At 33.0% G+C, this 14,556-nt stretch carries 12 protein-coding genes and 1 pseudogene; 7 read left to right on the top strand and 6 right to left on the bottom strand.

Going from position 1 to position 14,556, the window contains the following annotated elements:
* The first annotated feature begins 48 nt into the window (after positions 1-48).
* From K5I29_RS09270 to K5I29_RS09260, 3 genes are all read left to right on the top strand, one after another.
* Positions 49-711, top strand: a complete 663-nt coding sequence (locus K5I29_RS09270) for a histidine kinase (RefSeq protein WP_264432732.1) — start codon at positions 49-51, stop codon at positions 709-711.
* Complete coding sequence (locus tag K5I29_RS09265; protein ID WP_264432731.1) at positions 698-1,402, top strand: LytR/AlgR family response regulator transcription factor; 705 nt, start codon at positions 698-700, stop codon at positions 1,400-1,402. Before K5I29_RS09270 ends, K5I29_RS09265 begins: the two co-directional genes overlap by 14 nt.
* 107 nt (positions 1,403-1,509) lie before the next feature.
* Positions 1,510-3,783 carry a cation:proton antiporter gene (locus K5I29_RS09260; protein WP_264432729.1) on the top strand — a complete coding sequence of 758 codons (2,274 nt, stop codon included), beginning with the start codon at positions 1,510-1,512 and terminating at the stop codon, positions 3,781-3,783.
* A 232-nt stretch (positions 3,784-4,015) separates the two neighbouring features.
* Here K5I29_RS09260 and K5I29_RS09255 read toward each other — a convergent pair whose 3' ends face one another.
* The 3 genes from K5I29_RS09255 to K5I29_RS09245 form a co-directional block, all read right to left on the bottom strand.
* On the bottom strand, positions 4,016-4,591 hold the full coding sequence (locus K5I29_RS09255; protein ID WP_264432728.1) for a Crp/Fnr family transcriptional regulator: 576 nt from the start codon (positions 4,589-4,591) through the stop codon (positions 4,016-4,018).
* Between the two features lie 12 nt (positions 4,592-4,603).
* Positions 4,604-5,488 carry a cation diffusion facilitator family transporter gene (locus tag K5I29_RS09250; RefSeq protein ID WP_264432727.1) on the bottom strand — a complete coding sequence of 295 codons (885 nt, stop codon included), beginning with the start codon at positions 5,486-5,488 and terminating at the stop codon, positions 4,604-4,606.
* A 192-nt stretch (positions 5,489-5,680) separates the two neighbouring features.
* Positions 5,681-6,865 carry a pyridoxal phosphate-dependent aminotransferase gene (locus K5I29_RS09245; protein WP_264432725.1) on the bottom strand — a complete coding sequence of 395 codons (1,185 nt, stop codon included), beginning with the start codon at positions 6,863-6,865 and terminating at the stop codon, positions 5,681-5,683.
* Between the two features lie 136 nt (positions 6,866-7,001).
* On the opposite strand from K5I29_RS09245, the gene rsmG reads away from it, so the two are divergent.
* The 4 genes from rsmG to K5I29_RS09225 all read left to right on the top strand — a co-directional run bounded on the left by rsmG (position 7,002) and on the right by K5I29_RS09225 (position 11,090).
* A complete protein-coding gene (gene rsmG, locus K5I29_RS09240; RefSeq protein ID WP_264432724.1) occupies positions 7,002-7,634 on the top strand; it encodes a 16S rRNA (guanine(527)-N(7))-methyltransferase RsmG in 633 nt (210 codons plus the stop codon).
* A gap of 276 nt (positions 7,635-7,910) precedes the next feature.
* Positions 7,911-10,298: a heavy metal translocating P-type ATPase gene (locus K5I29_RS09235; protein ID WP_264432722.1), complete on the top strand. Its 2,388-nt coding sequence runs from the start codon at positions 7,911-7,913 to the stop codon at positions 10,296-10,298.
* 10 nt (positions 10,299-10,308) lie between these two features.
* Positions 10,309-10,518: a heavy-metal-associated domain-containing protein gene (locus tag K5I29_RS09230; RefSeq protein ID WP_264432721.1), complete on the top strand. Its 210-nt coding sequence runs from the start codon at positions 10,309-10,311 to the stop codon at positions 10,516-10,518.
* A gap of 29 nt (positions 10,519-10,547) precedes the next feature.
* Entirely contained in the window at positions 10,548-11,090 is a 543-nt protein-coding gene (locus K5I29_RS09225; protein ID WP_264432719.1) for a helix-turn-helix domain-containing protein, read from the top strand.
* 37 nt (positions 11,091-11,127) lie between these two features.
* Here the strand turns inward: K5I29_RS09225 and pruA are convergent, their stop codons facing one another.
* The 3 genes and pseudogenes from pruA to K5I29_RS09210 all read right to left on the bottom strand — a co-directional run bounded on the left by pruA (position 11,128) and on the right by K5I29_RS09210 (position 14,554).
* Entirely contained in the window at positions 11,128-12,753 is a 1,626-nt protein-coding gene (gene pruA / locus K5I29_RS09220) for an L-glutamate gamma-semialdehyde dehydrogenase (RefSeq protein ID WP_264432718.1), read from the bottom strand.
* Positions 12,754-12,837: 84 nt separating this feature from the next.
* Entirely contained in the window at positions 12,838-13,224 is a 387-nt protein-coding gene (gene apaG / locus K5I29_RS09215) for a Co2+/Mg2+ efflux protein ApaG (protein ID WP_264432716.1), read from the bottom strand.
* 78 nt (positions 13,225-13,302) lie between these two features.
* Positions 13,303-14,554, bottom strand: a pseudogene (locus K5I29_RS09210) (type IX secretion system plug protein).
* Positions 14,555-14,556: the final 2 nt, after the last annotated feature.

Here is a 14,556-nt window from a genome sequence, read left to right as displayed (position 1 = left end):
ACAATTTTTATACCGTTTTTGCTTATTAGTTTGTTAATTTTAATTTTTTTGGTTTTTAAATTATATCAAAAAAATAAAATTTTGCATCAAACCATGAACGATTTGTTTCAGCAAAGTCAGCACAACAACGAATTAACATTTGTTGAAAATAAGCTGAATCCGCATTTGTTTAAAAATATTTTAAATTCTATTCAATCGCATGCGTATCAATCGTATTATACCATTGATAAATTAGCTAATGTTTTAGATTATGTGTTGTACGAAACCAACAACCAATTTGTAACACCTTATCACGAAATGGAATTCGCTAAGAACTTTATAGAAATTAATAAAATTAAACTAAGCCCGCTGTTTGATTTAAAATCTAAATTTAAGTTTGATGAAAACGATGCATTACTGCATCAAAAAGTTTTAGCACCTCTAATTTGTATTGATTTGATTGAAAATGCTTTTAAGCATGCCGATATTCAGAGCGAACATTCGTTTATTTCAATTCAGATGGAATTAAGCCATGGATTTTTTATCCTAACTGTTTCTAACAAAATATCACAAAAACCTCCGTTATTAAAACCGCATTCGGGTATTGGCGGACAATCTCTAGAAACGCGTTTGCAGCACTTGTATTTTAACAAGTTTAAGTTAGAACGTGTGGTGCAAGACGAAATATTTAATGCCTATTTAAAAATAGATTTACGAAATGGAACCCATTAAATGTATTTTAATTGATGATGAGCTACCGAGCTTAACCTACTTAAAAGCGATTGTAGAACAAATTGATACGGTAGAAGTTGTAAAAGTTTACAATCAGTCAGAAAAATTTTTAGCCGAGTATAAAAATTTAGATTTTGATTTGGTTGTTTCTGACATACAAATGCCAGTGTTAGATGGTTTAGCTTTGGCTAATATTATGCAAAACAAGCAATTTATTTTTACTACCGCATTTCGAGATTTTGCCGTTGAAGCTTTTGAATTAAACGCGGTAGATTATTTAACCAAGCCGATACAAAAAGAACGATTAGAAAAAGCCATTGCAAAGGCTCAAATGACAACTGCAATAAAACCAGAACCGGTAAGTTTTTGTACCTTAAATACTGATCGTGGTAAAATGGTTTTGCAATTTTCTGATATTTTATACATCAAAGTTTCGGATGCTGATCCGAGAGATAAAATTGCGCTGCTACCAGAATTAGTAGAAGTTGTATTAAAAAACATTACGTTTAAAGAATTAAATAAAATACTTCCTGCCGAGCTTTTTTGTCAAATCAATAAAAAAGAAATCATTGCTTATAGTGCCGTTAATTTTTTTACTGCTGATGCTATTACTACCAAAATTCGTAAAAACAACGGTTTTTTAGAATTGGTTTTAAGCCCCAATTTTGCAGCTAAATTCCGTTTAAAATAATTTGATTACATTTTTTGCCGTTCTTGTTCCATTTTCCGCATATTTCACTACATAAACGCGTTATTTGTCCGTAAAACGTAATTTATTTGTAATCAAATTAAATGATTATGGCAAAATATAGAAATTCAGTTTTTTATATGTTAATGATTGCCCTTTTTGGCTTCATTATGTATTGGGTTGGCAATCAAGGTAAATTCCTTGAGCAGAAAAATAGTAGTGATATAGTTACGCAAGCAGTAACTTCAGAAGGTTATTTTCAAGATTTTTTAAATTCGTTGCAACATAATTTAGAACATCCGTTGGCGGTGTTATTAATTCAAATTATTACCATTGTTTTGGTAGCACGTTTTTTTGGATGGATTTTTAAAAAAATCGGACAACCCTCTGTTATTGGTGAAATTATTGCTGGTATTGCCTTAGGGCCATCTTTTTTTGGTAGTTATTTTCCAGAACTTTCTGCAGCACTTTTTCCTGTTGAATCTTTAGGTAACTTAGAATTTTTAAGCCAAATCGGTTTAATATTATTCATGTTTGTTGTAGGGATGGAGCTAGATTTAAAAGTGATAAAAAGCAAAGCTAACGATGCCATTGTAATATCGCATTTAAGTATTATTATTCCATTTACTTTAGGAATGGTGTTGGCGTATTCTATTTTTACGCAATTTGCTCCTCCTGGGGTAGAATTTTTATCCTTCGCCTTATTTTTAGGTATTGCTATGAGCATTACTGCCTTTCCGGTTTTAGCACGTATTGTACAAGAACGTGACATTCATAAAACCAAATTAGGAACGGTAGTTATTACAGCCGCAGCGGCTGATGATATTACTGCATGGTGTATTTTAGCCGCGGTAATTGCTATTGTTAAAGCAGGTTCTTTTATTAGTTCTTTATATGTTATTGCCTTAGCAATTATATACGTATTACTAATGTTGTACATGGTACGTCCGTTTTTAAAACGCGTTGCCGATTCGAGCTCAAACGGTAAAAACTTAACCAAATCGTTGGTAGCTATATTTTTAATTACCTTAATTATATCCGCTTATGCAACTGAGGTTATTGGTATTCATGCCTTATTTGGTGCTTTTATGACCGGTGCTATTATGCCAGATAATATGCGTTTTAGACAAGCTTTTATTGAAAAGGTAGAGGATGTTGCCTTAACCTTATTCTTACCCTTGTTCTTTGTTTACACCGGTTTACGAACCGAAATGGGATTAATTAACGATGCGTACTTATGGAAAATTACTGGGCTAATTATTTTAGTTGCCGTAGTTGGTAAATTTATAGGTAGTGCATTTGCCGCCAAATTTGTTGGGCAAAGTTGGAAAGATAGCTTAACCATTGGTGCTTTAATGAATACGCGTGGTTTAATGGAATTGGTGGTGCTTAATATCGGTTTTGATTTAGGTGTTTTAAACGGCGAAGTTTTTGCCATGATGGTAATTATGGCTCTGGTAACAACGTTTATGACCGGTCCATCTATCGATATAATTAATAAAATATTCAAATCTTCTGACGAGGTAATCGAACAAGTTTCATATAAAAATAAATTTAAAATTTTGTTTTCGTTTGCCAATCAGGCAAAAGGTAAAAAGCTATTGTTATTAAGTAACGCGCTTTCTAAAAAGCAAATTAATAATTCATCGGTAACTGCCTTGTTAGTTGCGCCTTCTGACGAAATTTTTGGTTTCGAGGATAATTATGAAGAAGAACATTTAGATCCGGTTATTGAAGAATGTCAAGCTTTAAATCAAAAGGTAAATACCATGTTTAAGGTTTCTTCTGATGTAGAAACCGAAATTATTAATGTGGCCAATAATGGCGATTACGATTTACTTTTGGTTGATGCAGGCGAATCTATTTTTGAAGGAACCTTGTTAGGCCGTTTGCTAGGTTTTACCACGCAAATAGTAAATCCAGATCGAATTTTAAACAAAGTAATGCGTAAAGAAGGATTGTTCGAAAACACACCGTTTAACGAAACAACCCATCAAATTACCTTACATAGTAAAATACCAACCGGAATTTTAATTGATAAAAATCTAGAAAAAATAGATACCATTATTATTCCAATTTTTACAAAAGATGATATATTTTTAATTGAATATGCACAAAAGTTTATTCACAACAACGATTCGCAAGTTATTATAATTGATGTGCTGCATCAGGTAAATCATAACTTTATGATTAAAGAACTGATCCGATCTATCGAGCAGGTTAAACCAAATCATATTTCAGTGATCGATCCAAAAGATATTTCGCCCGAAATTTTCTCACAACAAGATTTAATGGTGGTAAGTATTGAAAGTTGGAAAAAATTGATTGAAACCCGAAGCATTTGGTTAAAAAATATTCCTTCCGTATTAATATTCAAATCCTAATAATAAAAAAGGTTCGTAATTACGAACCTTTTTTTGTTGATAACTAGTTAAGTTATTATATAATTGTTTATAACCTTATTTTAAGTTATAAACTATTTGTTTATAATGTTGTAAATGCATTGATTTACAGGGTTTTGCTTCTGTTTGAATTGTTGATAACTGTGTTGTTTATTTGTTCATTTATAATTGATAAATAAGTTTTAAACGTAGTTATAAACAAAGTTATTAACAATTACCGTTTTAATAAACGTGCTTTCATTTTACTAAAAAATTCGGGCGTAACCCCAATATAAGATGCAATGTATTTTTGCGGAATGCATTGAATAAAATCAGGATATTTAGAACAAAATTTAGCATAACGATCTTCTGCCGTTAACGACAAATTATCAATTAAACGTTGTTGATGTGCTACAACCGATTTTTCAATTAAAATTCTAAAAAAGCGTTCTAACTTAGGTACTTGTACATAAAGTTTTTCCTGATTTTCACGGCTCAGTTTATAAACAATCGCATCGTTTATTACAGATAAATATTGTTGCGCCGGTTTTCTAGAAACCAAACTGTACATATCAGTTATAAACCAATTGGGTGATGCCAAACTTAAAACATGTTCGGTTCCGTTGGTATCTACCGTGTAACTGCGAATCATGCCTTCAATTACAAAATAAGTAATATTGGCAATTTCTCCGGGTTTTAATAAAATGGTACGTGCTTTATAGCTTTCTTTCTCCACTAAGCTTAAAATTAAGCGTTGTTCTTCTTCAGTAAGATCAACATGTTTCTGAAAGTTTTGTATAAGTAAATCCAAAGTTGTTGTTATTTAACAGTTTGTACAATTATTAGGTTCAATATGAATAATAATATAACCCAATTCGGGAATTTTTTTATTAAGCGTATCTTTTAAAACATGGCCCAAATCATGACTTTTTCTTACTGTCATGTTTTCCTCAACCAGTGCATGAAGTTCTACATGATATTTAATTCCTGATTTTCTAATAATGCATTTCTCGGTGCCTAAAATATCGGGAACTTGTGCGGCAATCGCTCTGATTTTTTCTTCAATTTCAGGGTACGAGGTTTCATCCATTACCTCATTTAAAGCAGGTTTAAAAATTTTATAGCTGTTGTATATAATAAATAAGGCAGCAAAAAGGGCGGCCCAATCATCAGCCGATTCATAACCCGGCCCCATGGTTAAAGCAATTGTAATTCCTACAAATGCGGTAACCGATGTAATGGCATCGCTTCGGTGGTGCCAGGCATCAGCCGCTAAGGCAGATGAATTAATTTTTTTTGCTTTTTTCATTACGACCTGAAACGAATATTCTTTCCAAACAATAATTCCTAACAAAACAAGCAAGGTCCAAGCCTTCGGACCTTCGTGGGGTGTTGTTATGTTTTCAATACTTTGATAAGCAATAAATCCGGCCGAAAAAAGTAAAATACCTACAACAACAAAAGTTACTAAAGCTTCAGCTTTTCCGTGTCCGTACGGATGGTCGTAATCAGCAGGTTTGTGCGCGTATTTAATACCAAATAAAACCAAAATCGAAGCAAAAACATCAGCAGTAGATTCTATTGCATCAGCAATTAGCGCATACGAATTACCTAAAACACCAGCAATGCCTTTTATTAAAGCCAGCGAAAAACTGCTTACAATGCTAAAATAGGTGGTGCGAATTGCTTCTTTTTTTGCTGTTGACATGAGATTGATAAAGTTTAAAGTTTAAATTAAGTTTTTTAAAAATTAATTTCTAGCCGATGTACGCCAAATATACGCATTCTGTTTTTATTGAATAATGACAAAGCTTGGTTTGCATTAAAATTAACGCGTTTTATTTAGGCCAAAAAAATCCCAATCTAAACGATTGGGATTTGTATTTTTGATTTGTTGTTTTTAAAAAGCGGTAACATCTTTAATTCTGCGTAATGCTTCTTTAAGTAATTCTTCGCTTATAGCATAAGATAAACGGATGCAATTAGCATTACCAAAAGCTGCTCCGGTTACCGTAGCAACATTAGCATGCTCTAGTAAAAATAACGAAAAATCGTCGGCATTGTTAATTAAGGTCCCTTTTAAGGTTTTACCAAAAAACTCAGAAACATCAGGAAAAACATAAAACGCTCCTTCTGGTATGTTAATTTTAAAACCAGGAATTTCTTTTAGTAAACCAACTACTAAATCTCTGCGTTTATGAAAAGCTTCAGTCATGTAACTAAATGTTTTCGGATCGGTTTCAATGGCTGTAATGGTAGCGCGTTGCGCAATTGAGTTTGCTCCAGAAGTTACTTGCCCTTGCAGTTTTGTACAAGCTTTTGCAATAGCTTCTGGCGCTCCAATATAACCAATTCGGTAGCCGGTCATAGCAAATGCTTTGGCAACACCATTAACGGTAATGGTTAAATCAAACATGCCCGGTATTGAAGCAATTGAGCAGTGATTGCCCGTAAAATTTATGTGTTCGTAAATTTCGTCAGAAACTACGTAAATATTATTTTTAACTAAAACTTCAGCTAATGCTGTTAATTCTTCTTTATTGTAAATAGAACCTGATGGGTTACAAGGCGAACTAAACCACATCATTTTTGTTTTAGGCGTAACAGCTGCTGCTAATTGCGCTGGCGTCATTTTAAAATCGCTTTCTACCGTAGTCGGAACTTCAACCGGAATTCCACCAGCCATTTTAACAATTTCAGAGTAAGAAACCCAATAAGGAGCAGGTAAAATAACTTCGTCCCCAGGATTTATCATAGCTTGTGCTATGTTGTATAAAGATTGTTTTGCTCCGGTAGAAACTACAATTTGATTTAAATCGTAAGTTAAATTATTGTCACGTTTAAATTTATGTTGAATAGCTTGTTTTAATTCTACGTACCCATCAACTGGTGAGTAGGTACTCCAGTTTTCATCAATCGCACGTTTTGCTGCTTCTTTAATTACATCAGGTGTAAAAAAATCTGGCTCCCCTAAACTTAAACTAATAATATCAATTCCTTGGGCTTTTAGTTCTCTTGCTTTAGCTGCCATAGCTAAGGTTTGAGAAACAGATAGGTTTTTGATTCTGTCAGATAGTGGATTCATGTTATGTATAATAATAAATTAAAATTTGGTTGTTCGTAAACGAATATCAAATTTAGCATATTAAGTTGAATCTTTTCGCTTTTTTTACCTAAATATAATACATAAAAAAATGTACTTTTGCCTAAAATTTATTATCATGAAAGATATTTTAAAATATTTTCCAGACCTAACCCCAGAGCAGGTTACACAATTCGAAAAACTTGAACCTTTATATAAAGATTGGAATGCAAAAATTAACGTTATTTCTCGTAAAGATATTGACGAGTTATATACCAAACACGTTTTACATTCATTAGGTATTGCCAAAGTGCAAAAATTTAATCCAGGTGCGCATGTTATGGATGTGGGTACCGGTGGTGGTTTTCCGGCAATTCCATTAGCAATTTTGTTTCCTGAAACTAATTTTTATGCGATTGATATTATTGCCAAAAAAATTAAAGTGGTAAACGAGGTAATTGCAGGTTTAGGTTTAACCAACATTAAAGCCGAACAAAAAAGAGCTGAAAAGGTAGAAGAGCAATTCGATTTTATTGTTTCTCGAGCGGTTACAAACATGCCCGATTTTGTGAAATGGATTAGACACCGTACTAAAAAAGATAATCAGCACGAGCTGTTAAACGGTGTATTATATTTAAAAGGTGGAGATTTAACAGAAGAATTGCAAGATTATCCACGCGCAACCTTATATGATTTGTCTGATTTTTTTGAAGATGAATTTTTTGAAACTAAAAAAGTAGTGCATTTACCTTTAAAATATAAAGGATTATAAAAAATATCTAAATCCCAAAGCTATTTGTTTTGGGATTTTTTGTTGCTTATTTTTAACTGGCTGTTAATAACTGCAAACTTTGTTAATAAATATTGTTAATAACTAATTTATATAAATAGCTGTTTTGCTTATGTTTATTAAGTTATTAACATTAAATGTTTATAAGTTGGTATTTTGTTAATAACTGTTAGTAACAAAAGCAGTATAACAAATAGCGGCAATTGTATAAAACATTTTAAGTTTAATTTCCGAACTTTGATATTCAAACAACAAGCTATGCATTCGTTTACTATCAATTTTCCGTCTTTATCTACGCAACAAGCAAATGCAGTTTTAGATTGGATTCAAAATAATACATCTTGGCAGCCAAAAAATCAACAACATGTTTTACAGGTTGAATCTGGCAAAGCCTTCGATCCCGATCATTGGTTAGAATTTGTTGCTTTTTTAAAACAGCAGCAAATTAATCTTGATTTAATAGAAAGCACTTATCCGGTGCTTAACATGTCGTGTGCAGCATGTGCATCATCAAGCCAATCTATATTACAAGATCAGGTTGGTGTTTTTAGTGCCGAAGTTAATTACGCTACGCAGCAAGCCGTTGTAAAATATGCAGCAAATATTGTGCAACCCCACCAATTAAAAACAGCGGTTCAAAATGCAGGTTTTGATTTATTGATTGAAGATTTAAAAAAAGATAAAGAAAAACAGAAAGAAATAAAGCGCAAACAATTTAAACAATTGCAATTTAAGCTAATCGGGGCAACCATTTTTGCATTGCCTTTATTGGTTATTGGTATGTTTTTTATGGATGTGCCATATGCCAATTGGATTATGTTTGTGCTTGCAACGCCGTTGGTTTTGTATTTTGGTAATTCTTTTTTTGTCCGTGCTTATCAACAAGCTAAAATTAAAAGTGCAAATATGGATACGTTGGTCGCTTTAAGCACCGGTGTAGCTTATATTTACAGCTTATTCGTTTTGTTTTTTCCTGATTTTTGGCATGCACGTGGCATTCATGCACATGTATATTTCGAATCGGCAGGAATTGTAATTGCTTTTGTGCTTTTTGGACGTTTTTTAGAAGAAAGAGCCAAAATACAAACCTTTGATTCGCTCGAAAAATTAATGGGTTTACAAGCAAAAAATTTATGGGTAATTCGTAACAATCAAGAAATTGAAATTACAATTGATGAAGTTTTAGTAGGCGATTGGGTAGTTGTTAAACCAGGTGATAAAATTCCTGTAGATGGGCACGTAATTTCTGGCTCATCGTATGTAGATGAGAGCATGATAACGGGCGAACCCATTGCTGTTGCTAAACAGATTAATGATACTGTTTATGCCGGAACTTTAAATCAAAAAGGTAGTTTTAGAATACAAGCTAACAAAGTTGGCAGCCAAACTTTATTAAGTCAAATTATTTTAAAAGTAGAACAAGCGCAAAGCAGTAAAGCACCCATTCAACATTTGGTAGATAAGGTTTCTAAAATATTTGTTCCAATTGTTGTTGCAATCGCATGTTTAAGTTTTTTTGTTTGGTTGTTTCTAGCCTCACAAAACGGTTTTGTTTTAGGACTTAACGCCTTTGTAACCGTTTTAGTTATTGCCTGCCCATGTGCTTTAGGTTTAGCAACACCAACTGCTATAATGGTTGGTATGGGTAAAGCTGCCGAAAAAGGAATTTTAGTTCAAGATGCCGAAAGTTTAGAACGCGCCCAACATATTACAACCGTAGTTTTAGATAAAACCGGAACCATTACAAAAGGCGAACCTAGCGTACAAGCAACTTACGGATTACAAGCTCCAGAAATAGAAGTTTTATACAGCATCGAAAAACAATCCGAACATCCGTTAGCTGATGCAGTTGTAAACTATTTTAAAGATGAAACTCGTTATATAGAAAACATAACTATCGAAAATTTAGTTGGGCAAGGCGTTAAAGCAACTTATTTTAACGATACGTTTTGGGTGGGTAATTTACCTTTAATGGAGCAAAATAAAATTAGCATACCAATTGATGTTTTAGATTGGAAAAATAACCGAAAAAACCTTGCCGAAACCATTATTTATTTTGCTAAAAATAACAACTTGTTAGGAGTTCTAGCTATTGCAGATGCAGTAAAAGCAACATCTAAAAATGCCATTGATCACCTACAAAAAATGCATATTGATGTTATTATGTTAACGGGTGATCAATATGAAACGGCACAAGCCATTGCAAACCAAGTAGGTATTAAAACATTTAAAGCCGGTGTTTTGCCCGATGAAAAAGCTGCTTACGTAAAGCAACTACAAGCTCAAGGTAAAGTTGTAGCCATGGTGGGTGATGGGGTAAACGATACCAATGCTTTAGCTCAGGCCGATGTTAGCTTAGCTATGGGTAAAGGCAGTGATGTAGCTATGGACGTTGCCCAAATGACTATTATTTCATCCGATTTAGATAAAATTCCGCAAGCCATTAGCGTTTCTAAGCAAACACAAAATACCATCAAACAAAATTTGTTTTGGGCTTTTATTTATAATATTATTGGTATTCCAATTGCAGCCGGAGCATTGTATTTTTACAATGGCTTTTTATTAAACCCGATGTGGGCTGGAGCAGCAATGGCATTAAGTTCGGTTAGCGTGGTAGCAAATAGTTTGCGATTAAAATTTAAATAATTATATACATATGAAAAAAGTTACGTACAAATCAAACATAAATTGTGGCAGTTGTGTTGCAAAAGTTACTCCAGTTTTAAATCAATTAGAAGTGGTAAAATCTTGGCATGTTGACACAGATAATCCTGCTAAACTTTTAACGATTGAATCTGAAGATGAGGTTACCGACGAGGTAAAAGCTGCTTTGCGTCAAGTTGGTTTTAAGATTGAAAAGCAATAATGCAACATACAAGCTTACCCATTAAAAATATGGTTTGTCAGCGCTGTGTTTTAGCGATTGAACAAATTACTACGCAACAAAAATTACCGGTGCGTAAAATTGAGTTGGGTGAAGTTTTTTTTCACGAACCGCTCACTGCTAATCAAATCAATTTATTTAAAAATGCGATCGAAGCGATTGGTTTTGAGTTGTTACAAGATCAGGAAAATATTTTAGTTGATAAAATAAAGCAAAACTTGATTCAGTATTATGCAGCAGAAAATGATGAAAAGTTTGTAATTGGTTTTAAAGAATATTTAGAACAAAAAATTGGAATAGAAATAGCCAAACTTAACGAAGTTTACTTTAAGCATAAAAGTAAAACAATTGAACAATTGGCTATTGAATTGCGAATTGAAAAGGTTAAAGAACTTTTAATTTACAACGATTTGTCATTAAAAGAAATTGCTTTTCAATTAAATTATAGCAGCGTTCCTTATTTATCCAAACAATTTAAAAATATAGTTGGTGTACCGCCAAAAGTTTTTAAAACTGCTACAAAAAACAACCGAAAAGGTTTAGATGAGTTATAAAAAAAGCCAGCTATCAGCTGGCTTTTTTGTATGATGATTATCCTAAAAAAGGATATCTGTAATCTGTATCTGGTACAAATGTTTCTTTAATTGTACGCGGAGAAACCCAACGTAACAAGTTTACCATAGAACCTGCTTTATCATTAGTTCCAGACCCTCTTGCACCACCAAAAGGTTGTTGTCCTACAACAGCACCAGTTGGCTTATCGTTAATGTAGAAGTTACCAGCAGCATTTTCTAATGCTTTAGATGCTGTTTCAATAGCATAACGACAACCAGAGAAAATAGCTCCTGTTAATGCGTATTCAGAAGTGCTGTCAACTAATTGTAAGCTTTCTTCCCATTTCGCATCTTCATAAACATAAACCGTTAATACCGGACCGAATAATTCACGCTCCATTGTATCATATTTTGGGTTTGTTGTTACAATAACCGTAGGTTCAATAAACCAACCTTTAGATTTATCGTATCCACCACCAACAACAATTTCAGCTTCGTTAGATGCTTTTGCATCATCAATAGCTTTAGCTAATTTATCAAAAGAACTTTCGGTGATTACAGCAGAAACAAAGTTGCTCATATCTTCTGGTGATCCCATTTTAAATGAGCTAACATCAGCAACTACATATTTTTTAACATCTTCCCATAATGAAGCAGGAATGTACGCTCGAGAAGCTGCCGAACATTTTTGTCCTTGGTATTCAAACGCTCCGCGAGAAAGTGCAGTTGCAACTTCTTTTGCATCAGCAGTTGGGTGTGCCCAAACAAAATCTTTACCACCTGTTTCACCAACAATACGTGGGTAAGTTTTGTATTTGCTTATGTTTTGACCAATTATTTTCCAGAAATCGTTAAATACGCCTGTTGATCCTGTGAAGTGAATTCCAGCAAAATCAACCGAATTTAATACAGTATCAGTAATCATTGCAGAATTTCCGTAAACAACGTTAATTACGCCGTCAGGTAAACCTGCTTTTTTAAATACTTCAACAATTACATTTGCTGAGTAAATTTGTGTTGCAGCTGGTTTCCATACTACAACGTTACCCATCATAGCCACACAAGATGGTAAGTTACCAGAAATAGCTGTGAAGTTAAATGGTGTGATTGCATATACAAAACCTTCTAATGGACGTTGTTCTACACGGTTCCAAACTCCTTTAGAAGATACTGGTTGTTGTTTGTAAATTTCAGTCATGTACTGAACGTTGAAACGTAGGAAGTCGATAAATTCACAAGCCGAATCAATTTCTGCTTGATGTACCGTTTTTCCTTGCGCAATCATAGTTGCTGCATTTATTTTTGCACGGTAAGGACCAGCTAATAAATCAGCAGCTTTTAAAAAAATTGCTGCTCTGTGTTCCCAAGCCATTTGTGACCATTTTTTACGCGCTTCCATAGCTTCAGCAATCGCTTTTTTAACTAAAGTTTCGTCTGCTTCGTGGTAAACACCTAAATGATGTTGGTGATCAAATGGAGGAAATAAATTTTTAGTTTTTCCTGTTCTAACTTCTTCTTTACCAATATATAATGGAATATCTACAGTTTGAGAATAAAATGATTTAAAAGCTTTTAAAACTTCTTCTCTTTCTGACGATCCTGGTGCGTATGCCTTTACAGGCTCGTTAACAGCAACAGGAACATTAAAAAATCCTTTTGACATAAAATTATTACTTAAAAATTGTAGTGTTTAAATACGAAAGTACAAAATAAAATGATGAAAACTATAAATTAAACAACCTAATGTTTAATTGATTGCAAATGGTGCATAAAGTTTAAATCGAGGAATTGTAACTTCAAATAATGTAGCTGTAGCTAAATTAATCATGGAGTAAAAACCTAACATAGCACCAAAGGGTGAAAATAAAGAACAATAAGATTCGTAGCTATAACTTTCGCCAGGTTTTATAATAGGTTTTTTACCAATTACTCCCACGCCGTCAACATATTTAACGGGATTAAGCGCATCTAGTATTTCCCAATGGCGCGTAACTAATTGGGCCGTATCGTTCGAGTTATTATCTATTGTGATACGGTAGGTAAAATTGTAAACTTTATAATTGTTAAAAACAGAACTACCAATGTAGTTGGCTTTTACACTAACTTTTATTCCATTTGTAATTTGAGAAACCATATAACGTAACGTTTAACTTTTAAATGTACTATCTAAATTTAATTTTTCAAAAATACTATTGTTAAACCTTTTTTATATTTAATTAGTAATATCAATAGAAGATGCTTCTCCCATACCAATTGCTCGGTAATAACGTTCGTTATTACCTTTGTGAATACGCTAAAATAATGTAATTGTTTTGAGTCTGAAAATAATTGCCATCAATAGCATTTTGTAAATTAATTTGTTTTGTTTTATCGTTAACTAAGGTATACTGAAAGTTAGTAAAACCTTGTTTAATTAAAAGCGCAACTTCGTATTTATTTGTTTTTTTATTAAAAGCCATTTTATTTTCGTCGGTCATCAAGTAATTATTAAACATACCAGTAACGTATATGGATTGACCAGGTAGTTCATCTTGTGCTAATGAAAAATAAACCCAAACATAATCTGCCTCAATTTCCGGATCATTTGCATCAACATTACGAACTAAAAAATTCCCATATATATCTGGATTGTATGTATAACCTTGGTTAGCTCTTGGTATGTTGGTGTATAAAAAGCTGTTGTACAAATCGGTTAAGGTAATGCGCTGAATATTATTACTAGCAACACGAACATTGCTGTTGTCAAAATTTAAAAACTGATTGCCCGCTAAAAACTGCGTTTCTTTATCGTATTTGTATATTAAATCGTTGGCTATTGTATATTGTGGTTTTATGTGGCTTCGGCTAGTATTCCAATCTCCGTTTTGTAAAATAATTAAATCAATATTTCTAAACGGCGTTTGCAGTTGCAAATCGCCCATTTTAACAGCAAAATCTAAATTTTGTACTTCGTTAATAGTTTCAACATTTCTGCCTCGCTTTACTTGAATCGGAATAGAAACCAAATCTTCGTACAAAACAAAACGGCGAGAAAAAACAACTTCTTGCTGATCGTTTAATATGTTTAACATGTAATTTCCGCTAATTAAAAGCTTTACGTCATCATTTGGAATTTTAAGGCTGTAATGCGAATACATTTGTAAAGTGTTAAACGAATTTTCGTAGTTTAAAATTCGAGTGCCATCGTTACCTTGTAAATAATCTTGTTTTAAAATATTGGTTGGTTTCCAATCGGTATCGCAATGCACAATAGTAAAGTAATAATCGTTATTGTTTCCAAACAAATCATCAAACTCAAAAGTAAAGGTTTCGCCCAATTTAAAAATAGGCACCATATTATGACCGCCATTTTTAAAGCTAACGGTTTTAATATTGTAAGGCGGAGCAACTTCTGTTCCGTTTTGAGACCAAATAGTAGGCGCGTAACATAGGAATAAAATAATCCAACAAAATATATTTTTCATAA

Origin of the sequence: Flavobacterium agricola (assembly GCF_025919725.1) — a bacterium.
GTDB lineage: Bacteria > Bacteroidota > Bacteroidia > Flavobacteriales > Flavobacteriaceae > Flavobacterium > Flavobacterium agricola.
This window is presented reverse-complemented; position numbering and strand designations above follow the sequence as displayed.

Excerpts from the sequence above, each read along its gene's own strand:
- K5I29_RS09230 (WP_264432721.1), top strand. The coding sequence starts at position 10,309 with ATGAAAAAAGTTACGTACAAATCAAACATAAATTGTGGCAGTTGTGTT.
- pruA (WP_264432718.1), bottom strand. The coding sequence starts at position 12,753 with ATGTCAAAAGGATTTTTTAATGTTCCTGTTGCTGTTAACGAGCCTGTA.
- rsmG (WP_264432724.1), top strand. The coding sequence starts at position 7,002 with ATGAAAGATATTTTAAAATATTTTCCAGACCTAACCCCAGAGCAGGTT.
- K5I29_RS09245 (WP_264432725.1), bottom strand. The coding sequence starts at position 6,865 with ATGAATCCACTATCTGACAGAATCAAAAACCTATCTGTTTCTCAAACC.
- K5I29_RS09250 (WP_264432727.1), bottom strand. The coding sequence starts at position 5,488 with ATGTCAACAGCAAAAAAAGAAGCAATTCGCACCACCTATTTTAGCATT.
- K5I29_RS09260 (WP_264432729.1), top strand. The coding sequence starts at position 1,510 with ATGGCAAAATATAGAAATTCAGTTTTTTATATGTTAATGATTGCCCTT.
- K5I29_RS09235 (WP_264432722.1), top strand. The coding sequence starts at position 7,911 with ATGCATTCGTTTACTATCAATTTTCCGTCTTTATCTACGCAACAAGCA.
- K5I29_RS09225 (WP_264432719.1), top strand. The coding sequence starts at position 10,548 with ATGGTTTGTCAGCGCTGTGTTTTAGCGATTGAACAAATTACTACGCAA.
- apaG (WP_264432716.1), bottom strand. The coding sequence starts at position 13,224 with ATGGTTTCTCAAATTACAAATGGAATAAAAGTTAGTGTAAAAGCCAAC.
- K5I29_RS09265 (WP_264432731.1), top strand. The coding sequence starts at position 698 with ATGGAACCCATTAAATGTATTTTAATTGATGATGAGCTACCGAGCTTA.